This window comes from Paraburkholderia terrae (genome assembly GCF_002902925.1).
Taxonomy (GTDB): domain Bacteria; phylum Pseudomonadota; class Gammaproteobacteria; order Burkholderiales; family Burkholderiaceae; genus Paraburkholderia; species Paraburkholderia terrae.
This window is the reverse complement of the sequence record NZ_CP026112.1, coordinates 1-19,731: the sequence shown is the minus strand read 5'-3', so window position 1 is coordinate 19,731 and position 19,731 is coordinate 1. Positions and strand designations below refer to the sequence as shown.

General features: G+C 62.8%; 19 protein-coding genes. 7 read left to right on the top strand and 12 right to left on the bottom strand.

Annotated elements, in window-relative coordinates:
* Nucleotides 1–144: 144 nt before the first annotated feature.
* Genes C2L65_RS16215 through hpnD form a run of 4 tightly spaced genes read right to left on the bottom strand, consistent with a single transcriptional unit; the run spans nucleotide 145 to nucleotide 5,031 of the window.
* Nucleotides 145–858: a phosphorylase gene (locus C2L65_RS16215; RefSeq protein ID WP_042304386.1), complete on the bottom strand. Its 714-nt coding sequence runs from the start codon at nucleotides 856–858 to the stop codon at nucleotides 145–147.
* Nucleotides 858–2,891: a squalene--hopene cyclase gene (shc, locus tag C2L65_RS16210; RefSeq protein WP_042304387.1), complete on the bottom strand. Its 2,034-nt coding sequence runs from the start codon at nucleotides 2,889–2,891 to the stop codon at nucleotides 858–860. The genes C2L65_RS16215 and shc overlap by 1 nt, the downstream gene beginning before the upstream one ends.
* Complete coding sequence (gene hpnE, locus C2L65_RS16205; RefSeq protein ID WP_042304388.1) at nucleotides 2,888–4,183, bottom strand: hydroxysqualene dehydroxylase HpnE; 1,296 nt, start codon at nucleotides 4,181–4,183, stop codon at nucleotides 2,888–2,890. Before hpnE ends, shc begins: the two co-directional genes overlap by 4 nt.
* On the bottom strand, nucleotides 4,183–5,031 hold the full coding sequence (hpnD, locus tag C2L65_RS16200) for a presqualene diphosphate synthase HpnD (protein WP_042304389.1): 849 nt from the start codon (nucleotides 5,029–5,031) through the stop codon (nucleotides 4,183–4,185). The genes hpnE and hpnD overlap by 1 nt, the downstream gene beginning before the upstream one ends.
* Nucleotides 5,032–5,553: 522 nt before the next feature.
* Between hpnD and C2L65_RS16195 the strand changes: the two genes are divergently transcribed.
* Complete coding sequence (locus C2L65_RS16195) at nucleotides 5,554–5,976, top strand: nuclear transport factor 2 family protein (protein WP_042304390.1); 423 nt, start codon at nucleotides 5,554–5,556, stop codon at nucleotides 5,974–5,976.
* A gap of 56 nt (nucleotides 5,977–6,032) precedes the next feature.
* Here C2L65_RS16195 and C2L65_RS16190 read toward each other — a convergent pair whose 3' ends face one another.
* From C2L65_RS16190 to C2L65_RS16180, 3 genes are read right to left on the bottom strand one after another with little or no spacing between them, the layout of a single operon-like run.
* Nucleotides 6,033–6,971 carry a GGDEF domain-containing protein gene (locus tag C2L65_RS16190; protein WP_042304391.1) on the bottom strand — a complete coding sequence of 313 codons (939 nt, stop codon included), beginning with the start codon at nucleotides 6,969–6,971 and terminating at the stop codon, nucleotides 6,033–6,035.
* Nucleotides 6,968–7,591, bottom strand: a complete 624-nt coding sequence (locus tag C2L65_RS16185; protein ID WP_007582916.1) for a chemotaxis protein CheC — start codon at nucleotides 7,589–7,591, stop codon at nucleotides 6,968–6,970. The genes C2L65_RS16190 and C2L65_RS16185 overlap by 4 nt, the downstream gene beginning before the upstream one ends.
* Nucleotides 7,584–7,952: a response regulator gene (locus tag C2L65_RS16180; RefSeq protein WP_042304392.1), complete on the bottom strand. Its 369-nt coding sequence runs from the start codon at nucleotides 7,950–7,952 to the stop codon at nucleotides 7,584–7,586. The genes C2L65_RS16185 and C2L65_RS16180 overlap by 8 nt, the downstream gene beginning before the upstream one ends.
* Nucleotides 7,953–8,676: 724 nt before the next feature.
* On the opposite strand from C2L65_RS16180, the gene C2L65_RS16175 reads away from it, so the two are divergent.
* Both C2L65_RS16175 and C2L65_RS16170 read left to right on the top strand, forming a co-directional pair.
* The gene (locus tag C2L65_RS16175) at nucleotides 8,677–10,959 is read left to right on the top strand and encodes a hybrid sensor histidine kinase/response regulator (RefSeq protein WP_042304393.1); all 2,283 of its coding nucleotides are present in this window, start codon (nucleotides 8,677–8,679) and stop codon (nucleotides 10,957–10,959) included.
* 219 nt (nucleotides 10,960–11,178) lie between these two features.
* Nucleotides 11,179–12,261 carry a hypothetical protein gene (locus C2L65_RS16170; protein ID WP_042304394.1) on the top strand — a complete coding sequence of 361 codons (1,083 nt, stop codon included), beginning with the start codon at nucleotides 11,179–11,181 and terminating at the stop codon, nucleotides 12,259–12,261.
* Nucleotides 12,262–12,342: 81 nt separating this feature from the next.
* Here C2L65_RS16170 and C2L65_RS16165 read toward each other — a convergent pair whose 3' ends face one another.
* Nucleotides 12,343–12,894: an NADPH-dependent FMN reductase gene (locus C2L65_RS16165; protein WP_042304395.1), complete on the bottom strand. Its 552-nt coding sequence runs from the start codon at nucleotides 12,892–12,894 to the stop codon at nucleotides 12,343–12,345.
* A 361-nt stretch (nucleotides 12,895–13,255) separates the two neighbouring features.
* Here C2L65_RS16165 and C2L65_RS46385 point away from each other — a divergent pair, with 361 nt between their 5' ends.
* Entirely contained in the window at nucleotides 13,256–13,462 is a 207-nt protein-coding gene (locus C2L65_RS46385; protein WP_042304396.1) for a hypothetical protein, read from the top strand.
* Between the two features lie 72 nt (nucleotides 13,463–13,534).
* Here C2L65_RS46385 and C2L65_RS47065 read toward each other — a convergent pair whose 3' ends face one another.
* Together C2L65_RS47065 and C2L65_RS16155 are read right to left on the bottom strand one after the other, a co-directional pair.
* Complete coding sequence (locus C2L65_RS47065) at nucleotides 13,535–13,666, bottom strand: hypothetical protein (RefSeq protein ID WP_255221852.1); 132 nt, start codon at nucleotides 13,664–13,666, stop codon at nucleotides 13,535–13,537.
* A gap of 256 nt (nucleotides 13,667–13,922) precedes the next feature.
* The gene (locus C2L65_RS16155) at nucleotides 13,923–14,213 is read right to left on the bottom strand and encodes a DUF1272 domain-containing protein (protein WP_081920713.1); all 291 of its coding nucleotides are present in this window, start codon (nucleotides 14,211–14,213) and stop codon (nucleotides 13,923–13,925) included.
* A 258-nt stretch (nucleotides 14,214–14,471) separates the two neighbouring features.
* On the opposite strand from C2L65_RS16155, the gene C2L65_RS16150 reads away from it, so the two are divergent.
* The gene (locus tag C2L65_RS16150; RefSeq protein WP_042304397.1) at nucleotides 14,472–15,437 is read left to right on the top strand and encodes a sulfonate ABC transporter substrate-binding protein; all 966 of its coding nucleotides are present in this window, start codon (nucleotides 14,472–14,474) and stop codon (nucleotides 15,435–15,437) included.
* A gap of 54 nt (nucleotides 15,438–15,491) precedes the next feature.
* On the opposite strand, the gene arsC is transcribed toward C2L65_RS16150, so the two are convergent.
* Entirely contained in the window at nucleotides 15,492–15,863 is a 372-nt protein-coding gene (gene arsC, locus C2L65_RS16145) for an arsenate reductase (glutaredoxin) (protein WP_042304398.1), read from the bottom strand.
* A 697-nt stretch (nucleotides 15,864–16,560) separates the two neighbouring features.
* Here arsC and parA point away from each other — a divergent pair.
* Both parA and C2L65_RS16135 read left to right on the top strand, forming a co-directional pair.
* Nucleotides 16,561–17,223, top strand: coding sequence for a ParA family partition ATPase (gene parA, locus C2L65_RS16140; protein WP_042304399.1), 663 nt, complete (start codon nucleotides 16,561–16,563; stop codon nucleotides 17,221–17,223).
* Between the two features lie 24 nt (nucleotides 17,224–17,247).
* Entirely contained in the window at nucleotides 17,248–18,312 is a 1,065-nt protein-coding gene (locus C2L65_RS16135) for a ParB/RepB/Spo0J family partition protein (RefSeq protein ID WP_042304400.1), read from the top strand.
* Nucleotides 18,313–18,378: 66 nt separating this feature from the next.
* On the opposite strand, the gene C2L65_RS16130 is transcribed toward C2L65_RS16135, so the two are convergent.
* The gene (locus C2L65_RS16130; protein WP_042304401.1) at nucleotides 18,379–19,731 is read right to left on the bottom strand and encodes a replication initiation protein; all 1,353 of its coding nucleotides are present in this window, start codon (nucleotides 19,729–19,731) and stop codon (nucleotides 18,379–18,381) included.

The following is a 19,731-nucleotide window of genomic DNA, read 5'->3' as shown; positions in this document are numbered from 1 at the left end:
GCCGTCCCTCTTTGGAAATAGCGCGGTCGCGCTCAGCGGCGCGACCTAGGGTTAACACCTAGCACTATACCAGAGATAAGGGTTTTCCCTAGGTCTTCAAGACCAACACACTATTTCGCTATCCGCGTAGCCTGCGCGCCCGGCTTAAATGGCGAGGAGCGCACCCGAGCGCTCCAGCACCTGGCGAGCAGCGACGAGGGAAGCGCGCGCCGCGCGGGCGTCGGCGGCGACTTGCAGCAGTCCGCCGAGTTGGGATGGCTGGCGCGCCAGTTCGCGCAGGATGGGGCCGATGGCGGTCGTGCCGTCGTCGCGCAGGCCGGCCGTCGCGGCGGACGGCAGCGTGCGCCACGCCGGATCGACGATCGCCCGGCAAACGACGAACGGCAGGCCGTTTGCCTCGGCGATCGCGCCCGCAAGGTGAGACTCCATGTCGACGGCGAGCGCACCTGTCGAGGCGTGCAGCGCGGCCTTGTCGGCAGCGCCGACCAGCGGCGCCGTCACGCCCGCGATCGGCCCGCGCCGCAGCTTCGACGCCAGCGGCGCCGCGCCGAGCGCGGTGGCGATGCGTCCCGCCCAGCGCAGATCGGTCTCGACGACGCCAAGCGGGCTATGCACGCTGCTCGCGACGATCAAGGTGCCGGGCGCGAGATCGGGCGCCAGTCCGCCTGCCGTCCCGAAGCTGATGATGCCCGCGCAACCGCGCGCGATCGCCTCGTTCAACGCGCGCTCGAGCAGATCGGCGCGCGCCGCGTACACCGCTTCGACACCCTTGCCACGCGCGATACGCGCTTCGAACGCCATGCCCGTCACGGCGATGACGGGCAGCTTGGCGTTCATCAGATCAGGCCGGGCCGCCATCACAAGCCGACGGCGACGCGCTTCTGGCCCGTGCGCGTCAGATTGCGATAACGCGCGAGCGCCCACAGCGGGAAGAACTTTCGATAGCCGTGGTAGCGCAGATAGAACACGCGCGGGAAGCCGGTTGCCGAGAAGCGCGTTTCGTCCCACAGGCCGTGATCGCGCTGCTCGCTCTTCAGGTATTCGATGCCGCGCGCGACGGCGGGATGGTCGACATAGCCGACCGCCATCAGCCCGAGCAGCGCCCATGCCGTCTGCGACGGAATGCTGGCCGCCTTTTCGTAGCCGCGATAGTCGAGCTTGTAGCTGGTGCCGTCTTCGCCCCAGCCGCCGTCGGCGTTCTGGATCGACACGAGCCACTGCGCGGCGCGCTTGATGCGGGCGTCATCATGCGAGATACCCGCGGCGTTCAGCGCGCACAGCGCCGTCCACGTGCCGTAGATATAGTTCATGCCCCAGCGGCCGTACCAGCTGCCATCGTCTTCCTGCTCTTTCAGCAGATAGTCGTAGGCGCGGCGCGCCGGCTCGCTCGTCGCGGGCATTTCGCCGAGTTGCGCGAGCATCGACAGGCAGCGGCCGGACACGTCGGCGGTCGGCGGATCGAGCAAGGCGCCGTGATCGGAGAACGGGATATTGTTCAGGTAGTACTGCGTGTTTTCCGGCTCGAACGCGCCCCAGCCGCCGTCGCTGCTCTGCATGCCGACCACCCACTCGCGGGCGCGCGCAATCGCGTTCGCGTCGACGTCCGATTGCGTCAGCGCCGCCGAGCGATGCATCGCCAGCGCGACCACAGCCGTATCGTCTACGTCGGGGTAATGCGCGTTGTTGTACTGGAACGCCCAGCCGCCCGGACGCACGTCGGGACGACGCGAAATCCAGTCGCCGCGCACATCGAGAATCTGCAGCGGACGCAGCCATGCGAGGCCGCGCTCGGCGGCTTCCTCGGCGCGCGTGTCACCCGTTTCGAGCAGCGCGTGTGCCGCGAGCGACGTGTCCCACACGGGCGACAGGCACGGCTGGCAATACGCTTCGTCTTCGTGGATGACGAGCAGCTTGTCGATCGACTGACGGGCGATCGCGCGCTTCGGGTGATCGGCGGGATAGCCGAGCACGTCGTACATCATCACGGAGTTGGCCATTGCCGGGAAAATCGCGCCGAGACCGTCTTCGCCGTTCAGGCGCTCATCGACGAAATCGACGGCCGCCTTGATCGCGCGCTCGCGCGAGCGCTTCGGGAACAGGCCGTCCGTCACGCGCAGCATGCCGTCGACGGCACGGAAGAACGCGAACCAGCTCTTGCTCTGGTGGCCCGAGCGCGGCAGCAGGCCCGTCGTGACGGGCGCGCCGCGGAACAGCTCGTCGATGCGCACGCCGCGCGGATTGCGCGCAACAGGCCGCTTCGCGTTCAGCACCAGCAGCGGGACGATCACGGTGCGGGCCCAGTACGACACCTTCGACAGATGGAACGGGAACCACTTGGGCAGCAGCATGATTTCGACGGGCATCATCGGCACCGCGTACCACGTCACGACGCCGAACAGCGCGAGCAGGATACGCGTGAACACGTTCGCCGCCTCCGCGCCGCCGTGCGCGAGAATGCACTCGCGCGCGCGGACCATGTGCTCGGCATCGACGGAATCGCCGATCATCTTCAGCGCGAAGTACGCCTTCACGCTCGCGCTGACGTCCATCGCGCCGTCGGTGAAGAGCGGCCAGCCGCCGTCGGCCAGCTGGATGCGGCGCAGGTAGCGCCCGATCTTCTGTTCCAGCTCGACGTTGGGCGTTTCGCCCAGGTAGTGGACGAGCAGCACGTACTCCGCGGGAATCGTCGCGTCGGCTTCGAGTTCGTAGACCCAGTGGCCGTCGTCCTGCTGAGCGGCGAGGATGGCGTCCGTCGCGCGCGCAACGGCGGCGTCGAGCGCGTCGACGGGCGCGGCGCCTGTCGCCAGCGCGGCGGCCACGGGAGCGTGGTCGTCGATCAGCGTTTGAGGCAGTGCGTCGCCCAGCGTCTGGGTCATGGATAAATCGTTCATCGGCGTTCCATCGGTTCGTTCAATAGCGTATCCGCGGCCTTCTGGCCGGAGCGGATCGCGCCTTCGATGCCCGGCGGCAGACCGGTTGCCGTCCAGTCGCCCGCAAGCATCAGGTTGTTCCAGCGAGTGCGCGTGGCCGGGCGGCGCATCTCGTCGTCGGGTTGCGCGGCGAAAGTCGCGCGCGGCTCGACGCTCAGTTGCCACTTCAGTGGCAGATCGGCCGACAAGCCCGTCACTTGCGCGACGTCGACCCACAGCTTGCGCGCGAGTTCGTCGCGCGGCATGTCGGCGAGGTTCGCTGCACGGTTCGCCGCGTCGTACACGGTCACCGACAGGCGTCCATCCGACGCAATCAGCCAGCTTGCGCTCGCGTTGACGAGCCCCATCAGCGGCGGATGGCCGAGCGGCGGCTCGACCGCGAAATTCGCCGTGACGATGGCCGAAAAGCGGCGCGGCGCCTGCACGCCGGGCACCAGCGCCTGCGTGACATCCGGCGTCACGGCCAGCACGACGGCTTCGCTCGCGCCGATTTCGACGCGTTCCCCGCCGTCCAGCCGTAGCGCGGCAACGCGGCGGCCTTCCGGGCTATTGGTATCGGCAAACTCCAGCGCGTCGATCCGCGCGGCGAGCCGGATCGCCGCGCCGCCATGCTGCAACAGCCGCAGCGCCGGTTCGACGAACGCGGACCCCAGCCCGTTGCGCGCGATCAGCGGCCGGCTCGAAGGGCCACCCGCCGCGAGCGTGTCGCGCAACACCGCGCCCACCAGTCCAGCCGTCGCCTGACGCGGCTCGATGTTGGTCATTGCCAGCAGGAGCGGATGCAGCATGCGGTCCCACAGCGGGCCGTTGCTGCGCATCGACTGCGCGACGGTGCGGCCGGGCTTCGCCAGCAGCAGCGGCACGACGGACAGGTAATCCGTCCATTGCGTGTCCGGCACGCGCGCGCCGGCCTCGAAAATCCACGCCGGAAACCGTCCCGGCGACATGCGCACGGTCCAGCGCCGGTTCGTCGCCAGATCGACGAACGGGTATTCGGGCTGCGTCGGCCCGACGAGTTCGTCGGCGGAACCGATCGCGCGCACGTAGTTCAACGTGGCCTGCTGGCCGGACAGCACCAGATGATTGCCGCTGTCGATGGTCGCGGCCAGCGTGCGGTCGTAGTACGTGCGGCAGCGGCCGCCCGCCTGTTCGGCCGCCTCGTACAGCACGACCTGCGCGCCGCGCCGTTGCAGTTGCACGGCGGCGGCAAGACCGGCCAGGCCAGCACCGATCACGTGAACCAGCTTTCGCATCAAAAGAAAGCGTAGCGCGCCACGATCGCCAGCATCCGCAGCTTCGGCTTGCTGACTTTCGTGCGCGGGATGTCGAAGCCGCGTTCCAGCGTGCGCTCGAGCAGCAAGCGGTAGACGCCCGACATGATGCGCGGCGCCTTGACCTGGGCGCGCGGCTGCGCGTCCATGATCGCGTCGGCGGCGGCGAAGTGCTGCTTCGCACGCTCCGCGAGCGTCGCGCAGACGCGCGGCAGCGACGGATCGTCGGCGATCGTGAGCGGATTCGTCGCCGCGATGCCTTCGCGCGCCAGCAGCTCGTACGGCAAATAGCAGCGGTTGATCTCCGCGTCTTCGTCGATGTCGCGCAGGATGTTCGTCAGTTGCAGCGCGCGGCCCAGATGGTGCGACAGCTCGACGCCCGGCTGCTCCTCCATCCCGAATATCCTCACCGATAACCGGCCCGCTGCGCTCGCGACACGGTCGCAGTACAGGTCGAGCGTGGCTTCGTCGGGCGCGCAGATGTCGGCGGCGGCATCCATCGCCATCCCGTCGATCATCGCGTGGAAGTCTTCGCGCTGCAGATGAAACGTGTGGATGTGCCGGGTCAGCTCGAGCAGCGACGCGCGCGGCGAGCCGGCGTAGCACGCATCGATGTCCGCCCGCCAGCGCTCGAGGCCCGCGTCGCGCTCGGCACGCGGCAGGTCGCTGTCGGCGATGTCGTCGACGGCGCGGCAGAAAGCGTAGACCTGGTACATCGCATCGCGCTGCGCAGGCGGCAAGATGCGCATCGCGAGATAAAACGAGCTGCCTGAACTGGCGGCAGCTGCGTCAGTTTGTGTGTCGTCCACGACGAGATTGGAAACGGCCAAGACTATCTCCGCTGAGACACCCCCGAAGGGGCGATCAAGAAGTCATGCCTACCCGCAGGGCAAGCCGCCCGCGCGCGCGGACACGCGCGAAACGCCGGCCGAAAAGACCGGAAAACGGGCAAAAGTATACCAACCTTTCATAGCGGACGCAGGAACGACGGAAGCCGCAGCGGCGTGCGACGCCGATTTGCCTCGCCGAAGAACGAAGTGTAACGGCAACAAAAATACGGATTTGCCTACGCACAGGCATTCAAAACATCTCGAAATGCTATCTCAAATTTAAGAGTTATCCGAGATACCTCGATTTAAATACAGACTACATTTGATCCCGCAAATAAACGAAACGGGAGGGCAGATAACCGTGTGCGGCGCCCACAGCATGACTTTGAACCATTCACATTAATCGTGCGCAATAAAAATCTTGATTACTCAGATTTTAAAGTCACACGGATCATATTTTAATTTGTCGCTTTCAAATTCATTGAATCGGATTATTGATTTAAATCGTATTAAGGAAAAAAGATGAAACTGTATATGCTGTTTGTCGCTCCCGTTCTCGCCGCTTTTGCACTCGCGACGCCGGCATTCGCCGCCCAAAACGACGAAGCCGTGATCCGCCAGATGGAAGAAGCCTGGCTCCAGGCGAGCATGCATCACGATCGCGACACGCTGAAACTGTTGCTCGACGACTCGTACCGCGAAATCACGCCATCCGGTACGGCGCGCTCGAAAAGCGACGTTCTGAACGCATCGCCGGCGCCGTCAGGTTCGACGCAGACGCTGCAGTACGTGAACGTTCATGTCGACGGCGATCAGGCCGTGGTGATCGGAGAGAACCGCTTCATGGCGCCGGACGGCCAGCAAGCCGTGTTCGCCTTCAAGGACGACTTCGCACGCCACGACGGCCAGTGGCGCGTCGTGGGCTCGTGGATGAGCCGCAAGTAAATCGATCCGCCGCAGCGGGCGTGTGCCCGCTCGCCGGCAAAAACGCCAACACCTCTTCAGATAAACGCAACCGACCGGTTGCGTCCCTGCCGCTTCGCGCTGTACAGCGCCGCATCCGCCTCGTTGATGAGCGCCTCGTAGGCAGGCACGCCCGCCCGCGCGGACGCGCCGCCGACACTCGCCGTCACGGGCACATCGACGCCTTGCACGTCAACCGGCGTGTCGCCAATCGTATTGCGGATTTTCTCCGCGACCAGCATCGCGTCTTCCAGCGGCGTGCATGGCAGCAGCAGCGCAAACTCCTCGCCGCCGAAGCGCCCGAACGTATCCTGCGCGCGCACGACATGCGACACGCGCTGCGCCATATCGCGCAGCACGGTATCGCCGACCACGTGACCGAACTGGTCGTTGATCTTCTTGAAGTGATCGAGATCGAACAGCAGGATCGACAGTTCGCCGCCGTAACGCTGCCAGCGGGTGTACTCGTCGCGCAGACGCGCTTCGAAGTAACGCCGGTTCGCGATGCCCGTCAGCCCATCGCGGTCCGCGTATTCCTGCAGTTTCGCCACGGCCTCTTCGCGCTCGCGCTGCATGATGCTCACGTGCGTCACGTCGGAGACCGTCACGCAAACGGCCTCGACCTCGCGATCGCGCATGATCGGCATGAACGTGCAGTCCTGCTGCATGAAATCGACGCCGCCCGTGATCGGCCGGTCGTGATCGAACTTGAACAGATAGGGGCGCTGCTCCCACGAACTGAACGCGAAGCTGCCGAGCTGGAACACGCTTTCGAGCTTGCGCGTGAGCCACACGCGCGGCAGCTCCGGAAAGCTCGCAAAAATCGACTTGCCGACCACCTGTTGCGCCGACAGGCCGCTGTGATCGTGCATGAAGCGATTCCACATCAGCACGTTCATCTGACGGTCGAGCACGAAAATGCCGAAGCCGACCCGTTCGACGACCAGATCGCTCAGCGTGGGAAGCGGGGCATTCATATGCTGGAAAGCAGCGCGTCCAGCGCGGAACTGAGATGACGGATCGAGTCTTCCGCCATCAGCATCACGAGGTGGGCGCGGAAACTCTGATCCTCTAACGCGAAATTCACTTCGACCAGCAGCGCGACTTCCCAGGCGAGCACGTTCGGCTGGAACACGTCATCGAGCGACATCGCCGAGCCGAGCAGGCCCGGCTGCGAGAACACCGGCATGCGCCCAAGCTGGTCGAGAATGCACGACACGCACGCGCCCGTCAGGATGTTCGCGACGTCGAACACGAGCTCTTCCTGGGTGGTCGCCTCGTATGCGGACTTCGCGTACGGGTCGCTCACCAGCGAGCACAGCTGCTCGATGCTGCCGCTGCGGCAGATCACCAGCGCCTCGCCCTTGATGTCCGAGCGGAATCCCTGTCGCACGGCGCTCACGGGCTCGTTGATCCCCGTCATCTCGCGCAGCGCCGACGCAGCCTCGCGCACGGCGACCACGCGCACGCGCGGCACGGACAGTTCGATGAACGCATCCAGCAGCAGAGCGAGGCGCGTCGCGGCCTGGCCCATCGCCAGATTGGCGACCTCTTGCAGCGCGTCGCGCTGATCTTCGTTGAGGACTGGCTCAGACATACAACCCGTACTCCTTGAGGATGGGAAGCACCGCCTCGGTAGTCACGGGCTTGGCGATGAATGCGACCGCGCCGAGCGCGCGCACGCGTTCCCTTGCCATCGGCTGGACATCGGCGGACACGACGATCACGAAGGTATTCAGGTCCTCGTGCTGCAGGGCCTCCAGAACCTGATAGCCCGTCATGTCGGGCATCGTCAGGTCAAGAAACATCACCGAAGCGCGCCCCTTGCGATAATGCTCGAGCGCTTCGCGTCCGTTGGACGCGTAGGTAATGTCGACGTCCCAGTCCTGCGGCAATGCTTTCGTGAGCACCTTGCGGGCAAGCAGCGAGTCATCGGCGATCACAATGGGCAAAGGCATGGCGGCGGGCTGGAAACGGAGTGGGTTCTTGCGTGTTAACGGCGCTGCATGGGCGAACTTGAGTGCCCGCTCGCGCAATCGCGCGAAGCGGCCTCTCCAGCAGCGACGAAGCGGGAACCCGGAACGGTCGGCACGAGCGATGCTGACCCCACGTGGCGCGGCGACAGGCGCACCCGGTGGCAGGTGCTGCGCGCGCGGCGTGCGGCCGCTGCAGCATGCACGCAATGGACAACGGCAATGACCGGCATTTTCGAAGCCTACCCCGTAGATAGTGCTGCGGCGGCAAGACGGCGTTCATGGCTCCGTGGTGCGCCGCTGGTCTACGCGAGGGTCTGCCCAGTCTTGCATGGCATGCAATGCCCGGTCCCTCGCGCGAAATTCGCCCGATCATGGCGGGCTGATTATTTATCTTGCCGCAATTTTCGAAGCAAATTGGCGGAAAGGCAACTCGCCAGAATGCATTCGTCGAACGAATTTAACTCGTTTGAGTCAGATTCGAGTCGAAACGTAAGCATTCGTCAGATAAAAGATCGTCTTTATACTTTTGTGTACGTTTGCGCTTCCGGATTCGTCGCTGATTCGCGAACTCGTATGACTAAAGCGTCCGGGCCTTGCAGGCGCGGCCGCGGCGTCCGTTTGGTTGCATTGCGCGCGAGCGGATGGTCCACTAAACCTATGATGAGAACACACACCTTTTCAACCGGCCGCGCGCGCGGCTTGCGCCATGACTGCTGACCGGCCCGATTCCGCCGACGCGAACACCCCGGACGAACGTGCCACCGGCACGCGACCCGACGAAGCGCTTTTTCCCGCCGTACCCGAGCAGAACTTTGCCGTCCGCCGCATGACGCTGATCGCGCTGCTGGTGGCGGCCGTCGTGCTGCCGTGCGTGTTCGTCGCGGCGATGGCGTTCAGCGACCTGCGCACGCGCGAGGCCGACGCCACCGATCTCACGCTGCGCACCGTGCGCGTCGCCGAAGAGCACGCGTTGAAAGTGTTCGACATGAACGAGGCGCTCGACGCGCGCGTCGTCGATCTGGTGCAAGGACTGGACGACGACGGCATACGCGAAGGCGAAGCCGCGATCCACGAAAAGCTGCAGACGATGGGCGGCGGCTATCCGCAGGTCGCTGCTGTTTCGATCTTCGGGCATGACGGCACGCTGCTCGCCAGCAGCCGTTTCTATCCGGCGCCGGCCGTGTCGATCGATCATCGCGAAGATTTCGTCGGCATTCGTGATGGTCAGGTGCTCGAACATGTGTCGAAGGTGATGGTCGGGCATGTCGCGGGCGAGATCGTGTTCAACACGGGCGTCGCGCGGCGCGGCGAGGACGGTGGGTTCGCGGGCGTGGTGTCGGTGGCGCTGCGGCCCAGCTACTTCGCTGCGTTCTATCGAGAGCTGCTGGGCGGCAATGACTCGCCGATGACGATGGCGCTGACACGCTCCGATGCGGCCGTGCTCGCGCGCTATCCCGTCGGCATGCCGTCGAAGGCGGAAGAGCCCATCCGTCACAACGCGTACACCGACGCGCTCGCCGAAGGACGGCGCGCGGGCGTCGTGCGAGTGCGCTCCGCGATCGACGGCGAGAAGCTGATCGTCGCGTTTCGCCGCGTCGGCTCGTATCCCGTGTATGTGACGGTCGGCTATCGGACGTCCGCGATCTGGGCCGCGTGGTATCGCCATCTGAGCGTGCTCATCCTGTCGACGTTCGTGCCGTCCATCGTGCTGTGGTGCGTAATCTGGCTGTCGCTCAGGCGCCTCGGCGCAGAAGAGGAAGCGTGGGAGCGCTGGCAGGCGGAAGCGTCGATGCGTCGCTCGATCGAATCGGCCTACCGGCAGTCGCGCAAGATGGAGGCGCTCGGCAATCTGGTCGGCAGCGTCGCGCACGACTTCAACAACCTGCTGATGATCGTCTCAGCGAATGTGCAGATCGTGCGGCGGCGCGGCGCGGCGGCGTTCGACCGCGAGTTGTCCGCCGTCGAGCGCGCGCTCAAGAGCGGCCAGTCGCTCACGCGGCAATTGCTCGGCGTGGCGCGCAAGCAGCCCTTGCGCAACGAGACACTCGACGTCGAACGCTGGCTGCCGGGCTGCCGCGATCTGCTGCGCGCATCCCTCGGCGCAAAGGTCGCGTTGGTGATGGACGTCGGCACGGGCGTGTGGCCGATGCAGGTCGACGTCGCGGAACTCGAACTTGCGCTGATCAACGTCGCCGTCAATGCCCGCGATGCGATGCCGAACGGCGGACGCTTCACGGTGCGCGCGAACAACGTGACCTTCCGTCACGAAGACGGCTTTCCGATCACGGGCGCGTTCGTGCAGTTGTCGCTGGAAGATACGGGCGTCGGGATGCCGCCGGAGATACTATCGCGCGCGTTCGAGCCGCTTTTCACGACCAAGCCGAAGGGCATGGGCACAGGGCTCGGCCTGCCTCAGGTGTTTGCGTTCTGCGAGCGCTCGGGCGGGCTGGCCGCGATCGACAGCGCGATTGGCGCGGGCACGTCGGTGCGGCTCTATCTGCCGCGCGCGACGCAGGCGCCCGAAGTCGAGCGGCCTGCCGAGCCCATCACGGAAGAGACGGGCGCGCCGCATGGCCTGCGCATTCTGCTCGTCGAGGACAACGACGAAGTGGCGGCAGGCACGGAAGCGTTGCTGCAGATGATGGGCCACGACGTCACCTGCGTGTTCAACGCCGACGCGGCGATGGAACGCTTCGACGCCGCGCACGCGAGGCAAAAGGAGACGGGCGAGCCCTTGCCCTTCGACCTCGTGATTTCCGACATCCATATGCCCGGCACGCTGAACGGCATCGATCTCGCGGAACGCGTGCAGGCTTTCGAGACGAAGCTCCCGGTGATTCTCGTCACCGGCTATGCGGAAGAGTTGGAGCGCGCGCGTCACGTCGATGTGCGCGTGCTGTCGAAGCCGTTCGATATCGCGTTGCTCGACAAATTCCTGCAGACGCTGCAGCGCGATCTCGCGCATACGCCGACTCACCCCGCCAGTTGAGCGGCCGTTTTGCCGGGGATTACCGACTATATTTGTAAAAAGCGCGCCATGCGACGGACGCGCTTGCCGTGGGCGACGGCTTCCCGCTGTCGCCTGTCTCTTCCGACAGTTCCCGTCGACCCGCGCTCGCGAAGCCCGGCATGAAGGTTGCGCGTATACCGTCACAGAGGATGCAGTGATGCACTGCCGCATCCACCCATAAAGCCGACGGAGACAGACATGCGACACACCGTGATTGGTCTTTTCGCCACCTACGCGCAGGCCGAAAGCGCGCGCAACATGCTTGTGCAGACCGGCTTCGCGTCCGCCGACATCAATCTGCAGGCGCACCCCGAAACGCCCGCCGACGCAGCCGCGGAGGAGTCTCCCGGCGTGATCGCCAATATCGAACGATTCCTGTCGAGCCTGTTCTCGACCTCCGGCCCGACCGCTCCTGAAGCCGAACGCTACACGGACGCGGTTCGACGCGGCGCTGTGCTCGTGGCCGTGAACGCCGCGAGCGAGTCGCATGCGGAACTCGCGCGCAATTCGTTGAGCAAGCTTGGAGCGATTGAAGTGAGCGAGCGGGCGCCCGATGCCGCGATGCCCGCAGCCGAGACGAAACGCGAGCACTCGGTGCTCGACGAGTTGGGTATTGGAAAACCGGCCGTCACGCCGACGACGGCGGCGCAGCCGTCGAGCGCAGCGTTACTCGCTGAGGAAGAAGCGCGCAACCGCGCGCGCATGGACGCGCTGCACGGCGTGCCGCCCGTCGACGAACCGTCCGCGCAGGCGCTCGCCGCCGCGAGCGCGCCCGGCGCCGGAGCGGTGATGCGGCCGGATGTGCCGCCGCCGGAACGCTCGACGGCGCTTCCTGGCGAAGCGGCCCAGTATCCCGATTATGGCGTGCCCACGTCCGCCAGCCGGCCGGCCGCGCCTCAGGGCGATACGCCCGCGGCCGCGGCGATTGCGTCAGCAGGCATCGCCGGCTCAGGCGCCGTGATGACGCCCGACACCGCCGCGCCCGCGCGAGCGATGCCCCAACAGGTGCCGGATGAATATCTCGAATACGAAGAGGATTTCCGCACCCACTATGACGCGGAATACGCGCACGAAGGATTGCGCTATGACGAGTACGTTCCGGCCTATCACTACGGCGCGACGATGGCCCGCGAAATCCGCTATCAGGACAAATCGTGGGACGAGGTCGAACCGGAAGTGCGGGAGGATTGGGAGCGCGACAAGGCTGTCGGTAGCTGGGAGCGTTTTAAGTCCGCCGTGCAGCATGGGTGGGATCGCGTGACGGGGCATCACCATCACTAGTCGTCGTGCTCCGACTGGCAAAGGACCGGAAATAATGCGGCGCCCTTGATCGGGCGCCGCTGTGTATGTAGACGGGTGCATTCAGCCCGCGTGCCGCTTCACCCAGTCAACATATCGATCGACGAACTTCTGCAGGAACTTGCGCGTGTCGTCGCTCGCGATGTTGCCGTTCTCATCGATCTGGCCAGCCGTATGCTTGATGAACATCTCGGGCTGACCAAGCGTCTGCACGTCGAGATACGCCAGCACGTTGCGCAGATGCTGTTGCGCGAGCGCCGTGCCCGTCGCCCCCGGCGATGTGCCGATTACGGCACCCGGCTTGCCGCCCCAGACGCTATGGCCCCAAGGGCGTGAACCCCAGTCGAGCGCGTTCTTCAGTACGCCGGGCATCGAGCGGTTGTATTCGGGCGTGACGAACAGCAGCCCGTTGGCAGCGTGGATCTGCTGCTTAAAGTGACGCGCGACTTCTGGGAAATCGTGGTCGTAGTCCTGGCTGTAGAGCGGGAGAGAACCGATGTCGAGAAACTCGAAAGAAAAGTCTGAGGGCGCAAGTGAAATCAACGCCTTTGCCAGCTGGCGATTGGTCGAGTCGCGGCGCAAGCTGCCGACGACCACTGCAATTTGATAGGCCATATGTTCCTTCCTCGGTTGGCGCGAAACGCGCAAAAGGGGATGCGGCCTGTCAATCATAGCGGCCGATCGGGCGTCCCGAAACACAGCGTTAGCGCCCTTGATATGACGTTTTTGTTACCTGCAGTGGATAAACCGGGGTACGCAAAAGTTATCCACAGATTTTCTGGATAACCCTGTGGATAGGTCGAATCTTTGCCTTATCAATCAAGCGCGTCGTCGGGCTGTCGCCATACGCAACAAACGGCGTGCAACCTCACTTGCGGTTACAACTTTGCGTTGAGCCGGTGGATAGCGATTTCGACGTGCTGGGCGTCGTACACGCACTATCGGACGTTTGAGGATCAACCAGGAGGGATAGATCATGACTTTGCATCACTCTGGCAGATCTCACGATGATGCGGTGGCCGCGCGAAAAGAGCACAAGCCGCGCGCACTGGAACAGCCGGGCGGCGAAATGGCCGTCGAAGGCACACAAGCGGATGAAACACACAGTTGCGGCGAACTTTCCGAGCGCGGAAAGCAGGTCTGGCGGACGGGCAGCGGACTCGATGGAGGTGGAAAGGTCTGATCCGCGCGGGCCGCATATAAGAAAGGGCGCATCGGAGCGCCCTTTCGTTTTAATCGACTGCAATTGCGAACGTTAGTTGCCGAAGAACACGTTGCAATACGAGGGGGGACCTTCGCACTTCTGGTTGCTGTCAGCATGGGCAACTCCCGTCGCACCGGCCAAAAGCGCAATGGATGCAACGAGGGCGGAAAGAAGGCGTTTCATGGTGACTCCTGGATTCTCAGCGTTGATGCGATCGCCTCGCGATCGTTGAGGCGGAGAATATCCACGGAGCGCGAGTCCCGGAATAGCCGGATTGCCAAGAGATTTTTTCGTCGACTGTAATAATCGACGAACGGCTCAGGTGGCGGACTAGGGATGTAGACGGCGTGCAGGTTCGCCGACGGACGAGTTCGATCCGTTTTGCGTCTTTCAGGATTAGCAACAATCAATTGCGGATTGCGATGACGTTTCCGGCCGCCTAACGCTCTGCTGGAGGGATCTCGCGATAACGCGCCAGGTATGCACCGTGTGCGGCCTCGTCCACGCTGACATCATGACGTGCAGACGAGGCGGGATGTTTCTCCAGCATTGCCACGGGACGAATCGGCCGATGTTGGAAATTTCCACCACAGTTCGGACACACATTGCGCAGCGCGGTCAGCGCGCAGACTTCGCAAAACGTACATTCAAAACTGCAGATCATCGCGTCTTTCGAGTCAGGTGGCAGTGCCTTGCCACAACCTTCGCATGACGGTCTTAGTTCGAGCATGTCCTGCCTCCATAATCGATTTGGCGTTCGTTCCGCCCCGTTTGGGGGAGCGGTGAATGATTGAAGTCTATGGAAGCCGGATTCGGCAAATGTGTCAGCGCGGCGTCAATTCCTGCCACGCGGGATGAACCGAACTACCCCACAGACTCGGTGTGATTTGCTTATGCGAATTTATCGGTTCGCGGAGATCCGTCATCAGCTTATCGTTGAGCGCAATCGGTCCCTGTTGCGACCGTATTCGCTACATCGAATCCGTATATGTCTCAACATTCCAATTTCACACGCCGCGCATTCCTGGCCGGAGCCGGCGCACTCCTCGCGTCGACTGCGTTGCCCTCATTCGCGCAGACGCGCGCAAAAGAAATCCGTATCGGTTATCAAAAGGCCGCAAGCACGCTCGTGTTGCTGAAAGCACATGGGACGCTTGAAAAGCGCTTCGCACCACTGGGGGTGGGGGTGAAGTGGACGGAGTTTCCGGCGGGCCCGCAATTGCTGGAAGGACTGAACGTCGGTTCAATCGATTTCGGCTACGTCGGAGAGGCGCCGCCTGTCATCGCGCAAGCTGCTGGTGCCAACTTCGTGTACACCGCGTACGAAATCCCGACGCCGCAAGCCGAAGGCATTCTTGTCCATCGCGATGCGCCGATTCAATCCGTTGCGGATCTGAAGGGAAAGCGGGTGGCCTTGAACAAGGGCTCCGATGTGCATTGGTTCCTGGTCGCCGCGCTTCAGAAAGCAGGTGTGAAATACACCGATATTCAAACTGTGTTCTTGCCGCCCGCTGACGCGCGCGCCGCATTCGAGCGCGGCGCAATCGATGCCTGGGCTGTCTGGGATCCGTTTCTCGAAGCTGCAAAGCGCCAATCGAACGCGAGACTGTTGACCGACGGTGCGGGCATCGTCAGCCATCACCAGTTCTTTCTCAGCGCGCGCCCGTTTGCTCAGCAAAACGCTGAACTCATCGATGCCGTTGTTGCGGAGGTTGGCAAAGAGGGCGTCTGGGTCCGCGATCACTACGCGGAAGCGGCGGCACAGCTCGCACCGATTCAGGGACTCGACGCCAGCGTGGTCGAAGCGAGCTTGCGACACTATGCACACGTCTATAAGCCCATCGATGCAGGCGTACTCGCCGAGCAGCAGAGGATTGCCGATGCGTTCACCGAGCTTCGCATCATCCCGACGAAGATCGTCACGAAGGAAGCGGTTCTCGGGGTGAAAGCGTAGATGCCCGCCTAATGCCGCCGCGCGATACGGATTCCCGTTGTCGCGCGCGTCACGTTACTTCGCCAGATCGGGAAACAGCGCTTTGACATTCTCGGGCGGCCGACCGATCACCGCGCGTCCATTGCGAACGACAATCGGACGTTGAAGCAGGATCGGATTCGCAGCGATCGCTTCGTATAACTGATCGTCGGCCAACGAGGCGTCAGCTAGACCCAGTTTTTTATAGATGGCTTCTGAGTCGCGAATCATCTCGCGAACGGGGCACCCCAACATTTGATTCAGCTCCTTCAACCGCGCCACGGAAGGTGGCGTACGAAGGTACTCGACCACCTCCACTGGTTCGTTCGACGGGTTGTAGACGTCGCTAATGAGTTCGCAAGCGCCGCGGGATTTCGAGCAGCGCGGGTTGTGGTAGACGGTGATCATGGGCGTTATGCAGGAAGTGACCTAGTGAGGTTGAGGATTTTAGCTGCTGCGTTTGCCTCGCGTGGCGGTTGTCGCTCAACTAGCGGCCGATGATTGCAACTTGTGCTTGAGGACAGGCTCGAGGCGCTGCGCCGCATGCACGTGCTGTTCAGTCACAGCAACTCTGATCTTTGCCATCAGCGGCCTTCATGAATATGCCAGCGGCGTGGGGACTAATGCTGATGGCCGTGCAGATTCGCATGGGCGGCGCTTCCACCGCCACGCATCTCATTACCCGGTCGAGTTTATGCGCATAACTTCGATATGCCTCTGCCGCGTGGCGGTAGCGGTGCGTCGTATCCAGTCGACGGCATGCTGGTGCCCAACCAGGTTTATGCGCATAAACCCACAGTCGTTTCCGTCACGCTGCTGCCAGTAGTTAGCTACCGCTCCACGGTCTGCCAAAGACGCCATGGTTGATCGCTTGCGCGAACCTGTTACGCGACACTCCCTTCGTATCGACGAAACCCTGATGACCTGCGGGCAGCAAAAACCGCACAGCCTCCTGCGACGCATCCGCATTCGCCATTCCACTCTTCGGCTTTATGCGCATAAAGCCACGTCAAACGGCTTATAACCGTTGCATGTAACCAAAAATGTTTGAATTAGAAAAACGCCAAGGTAAAATTCAGCGGCGTCCAAAAAGAGGAGGTGAACATTGGCAGCAGAAATCATCGCAGTGACACAGCAGAAGGGCGGAGTCGGTAAGAGCACGATTGCGATGCACCTCGGCGCGGCCTTCCATGAAAGAGGCAAGCGCGTCCTCGTCGTCGACGCCGATGGTCAAAACACCCTCATTCACTGGGCGAGCGCATCTTCGGATAGTGAGTCCGGCATTCCATTCCCCGTCGTCAATCTCTCCGAGGCGGGCTCGCAGATCCATCGCGAGATCAAGAAGTTCGTTGCGGACTACGACCTGATCGTCGTCGACTGCCCGCCGTCGATCACGGAAAAGGTCTCTGGCGTGGTCCTTCTCGCCGCAACGGTCGCCGTGATGCCGACGTCCTCGTCGCCAGCGGATTACTGGTCGAGCGTGGGTCTCGTCAAGCTGGTCCAGCAGGCGCAAGTCATGAACGAAGATCTTCGTGCCGTCTTTCTCCTCAATAAGACCGAAGAGAAGCGAATGCTGACGCGTGAGTTAAAGCGAGCCTTGGAAGAACTCGGCTTCCCGCTTCTGCGCACCCAGATGCCCACGCGCGAGGCCTATAAACAGGCGATGGCGCTTGGTCAGACAGTCTTGCAGATGAACGATCGAGGCGCGAAGCTGGCCGCTCTCGAAGTTCGCGCCTGCGCTGACGAGATCGCCGCTCTGCTCCCCTGAATTTATGCGCATAAAGGTACTTGAATGAAACCATCCCAATTCGCCAAAGGCTTCCAGGCACGTCCCGATACGACCAGCAGCGAAAAGCGCACGGCGCTCGATCGGCTGAACGCGATCGACGGGCTGGTGCAAAACGCAGCGAAGAGCACGAACGTCGCCGCATTCAAGAGCCCCGTTGTAGCGCCAACTTCGCCGAGCGAAGCGGAGCCGGCCGAATCCACGAACGAATCGGTTGAATACCGCGCGTGGCGAGCCGAGCACAGCTATCGCGCCGGACAGATCGTTGAGCTTCCACTGAAGGCGATCAAGCCGAGTCCATTCAATCCACGGTATTTCTATCTGAAGTCGTCGATTGCCGAGCTCGCGGTCAATCTCGCAAAGCAGGGGCAGCAGCAAGCCATTCACGTCATTCCCGACTACGACAATCCAGGAAGCTATTTCGTCAGCGATGGCGGCCGACGTGTCCGGGCATTGAAAGAAGCGAACAAGGAAACGGTAAAGGCGATCGTCATCGATCTCCCGATCGGCATTCAGAGCTACAAACTTGGCTACGATCTCAACGTCCAGCGCGATTCACAGACGGTGTTCGATAACGCGATCGTGTGGCGACGCTTTCTGGACGAAAAACACTTTCAGAGCCAGAAGGAACTCGCTGAACATCTTGGTCTCGATGAATCGACGATCGCCGTGGCACTCTCGATCGCGAAACTGCCGGAGACGGTGATGCAGGAGATGGTCGCGCGGCCGGATCGCTTCGGCTCGAATATGGCGTATCAGGTCGGCCGGTATCACTCGGCGCGGGGCACGGATTCGACGCTGCGTCTTATCAACAAAATCCTCTCCGACGATCTGAGTACGCGCCAGGTCGCCGACATCGTGAAGGGAAGGGCGACAGCACAGGAAAGCGCGAAGCCGGCAGGACGTCAGCGTTACGCGCAGCGGCTCGACATCAAGCTAGCCGGGGTATCGGTCGGCGACCTGAAGTCATATGGAGAAGACAGGCTCGAACTGAAATTGCGGGGATTGACGCGTGACAAGCGCGATGAAATTCTCCGACAGATCGAGCAGATGCTGTCGGAACAGAAATAAGTTACGCAAGGAATAGCGCGCCGACGATGGCGCGCTTCACAGAATCAAACAGGAATTAAGCAGGAATCAAGCGGCCCGCGATTGGCTCAACGTGAACGAAAGCAAATCGCCGTCCGTCGGCTCGCCCCAGGTCTTGCGCGCGAGCCAGTCAAAGAATGCGGTTTCCGTCAGCTTCGACTCGAGGCCGCGTCGTCGCCAATCGTCGCGCATGTGAGCGCCGAGACCCGGCAATTCATCCTCTTCGAACGAACGACGAGCCAGCTCGCGCTCCGCTTCGCCCTGTTCCTGGTACAGCGCCTGCGCTTCCTTGCGCCGATGCGCCATGTACTCGTCCAGGAGTCTCGCCTTCGGATCGTCGGCAGGCGCGCCCGCCGAACCTTTGCCAGCCGCCGCTGAAGGCAATGCATCGACGGGCGGCGCATAGCCCTTCTTCAGCGCGTCCTTGAACAGCGCCGGCGCGCTGCGCACGGGCGGCAGGGTCGTGCTGCGCATCCGCTGCTCGGTCATTTGCAGCGCCGCACGAATCCGGTTTTCCTCGCTATCGGCGTACAGTGTTTGCGCCTCTTTGAGCGGAATGCCGATCTTCACCATCCGATCGACGAGCGTGCTGTCGAACACATTCGGATGCTCATCGAGCGCGAGCATCGGCTGCTTGCGCTCAGTCACGCGAAACTGGATTTCGGCGACCCGGCGACCTTCGCGATGCTCGATGAGTTCGACGAAGATATTGGTGACGGCGTTCACTTCCGCGATCGCGGGACGCAGGTAGTCGCGCTTGAAATACTTGTACTCGCGCTTGGCTTCATCGCCGGCTTCCGTGTCGGGCGTGCCTGACAGGATGGGCCGCCACCATTCCCACGCCTCACGCATGGTCAGATGGCTCGGATTGGTCAGGTAACGCACGCAGATTTCATAGAGCGCGAGACCCGCGCTGCTGCGCAACTGGCTTTGGAATTGCAAGCTCAATCGGGCGTATTGCACGGGATCGAGCAGTTTCTTTTTGATCTTCGGCGCGAACGAGAATTCGACCCAGACGCGACGCGTCGTCGGATCTTCGAGAATTTCGGCGTCGGCGATAAGGGTGGAGATGCCCCATTTGCGGCCGGGCTTCTGGCTCGACGTTCCCTGGCTCCATTCGACCTGCACGGAGACCATCCGACGCAAGTGCTCCTTGACGAGGGCGGTGTCGTTCGAATCGAAAGCCGAGTTTGCAACGATGTCCGACAGCAGCGCACGATAGGTGTCGCCCGATTCGTCCGCTTGCTGGGCAACCGTGAGCAGAACGTTGAACAGTTTGCGTGTGAGCAGCGTGATCTTGCCGCTCTTGGGCTGAATGGCAATCGCCTCGACGGCTTTGCGCAATTCGGCGGAGCTTGGGCTCACCACATCGGTTTTTTTCGCGCGCTTCGTCGTGGCCAT

Coding starts and splice junctions, on each gene's coding strand:
- shc (WP_042304387.1), bottom strand. CDS start 2,891: ATGAACGATTTATCCATGACCCAGACGCTGGGCGACGCACTGCCTCAA.
- C2L65_RS47065 (WP_255221852.1), bottom strand. CDS start 13,666: ATGAAACGCCTTCTTTCCGCCCTCGTTGCATCCATTGCGCTTTTGGCC.
- C2L65_RS16150 (WP_042304397.1), top strand. CDS start 14,472: ATGTCTCAACATTCCAATTTCACACGCCGCGCATTCCTGGCCGGAGCC.
- C2L65_RS16185 (WP_007582916.1), bottom strand. CDS start 7,591: ATGTCTGAGCCAGTCCTCAACGAAGATCAGCGCGACGCGCTGCAAGAG.
- C2L65_RS16215 (WP_042304386.1), bottom strand. CDS start 858: ATGGCGGCCCGGCCTGATCTGATGAACGCCAAGCTGCCCGTCATCGCC.
- C2L65_RS16130 (WP_042304401.1), bottom strand. CDS start 19,731: ATGGCCACGACGAAGCGCGCGAAAAAAACCGATGTGGTGAGCCCAAGC.
- C2L65_RS16180 (WP_042304392.1), bottom strand. CDS start 7,952: ATGCCTTTGCCCATTGTGATCGCCGATGACTCGCTGCTTGCCCGCAAG.
- C2L65_RS46385 (WP_042304396.1), top strand. CDS start 13,256: ATGACTTTGCATCACTCTGGCAGATCTCACGATGATGCGGTGGCCGCG.
- C2L65_RS16190 (WP_042304391.1), bottom strand. CDS start 6,971: ATGAATGCCCCGCTTCCCACGCTGAGCGATCTGGTCGTCGAACGGGTC.
- C2L65_RS16175 (WP_042304393.1), top strand. CDS start 8,677: ATGACTGCTGACCGGCCCGATTCCGCCGACGCGAACACCCCGGACGAA.
- C2L65_RS16165 (WP_042304395.1), bottom strand. CDS start 12,894: ATGGCCTATCAAATTGCAGTGGTCGTCGGCAGCTTGCGCCGCGACTCG.
- C2L65_RS16170 (WP_042304394.1), top strand. CDS start 11,179: ATGCGACACACCGTGATTGGTCTTTTCGCCACCTACGCGCAGGCCGAA.
- arsC (WP_042304398.1), bottom strand. CDS start 15,863: ATGATCACCGTCTACCACAACCCGCGCTGCTCGAAATCCCGCGGCGCT.
- C2L65_RS16155 (WP_081920713.1), bottom strand. CDS start 14,213: ATGCTCGAACTAAGACCGTCATGCGAAGGTTGTGGCAAGGCACTGCCA.
- hpnE (WP_042304388.1), bottom strand. CDS start 4,183: ATGCGAAAGCTGGTTCACGTGATCGGTGCTGGCCTGGCCGGTCTTGCC.
- C2L65_RS16195 (WP_042304390.1), top strand. CDS start 5,554: ATGAAACTGTATATGCTGTTTGTCGCTCCCGTTCTCGCCGCTTTTGCA.
- C2L65_RS16135 (WP_042304400.1), top strand. CDS start 17,248: ATGAAACCATCCCAATTCGCCAAAGGCTTCCAGGCACGTCCCGATACG.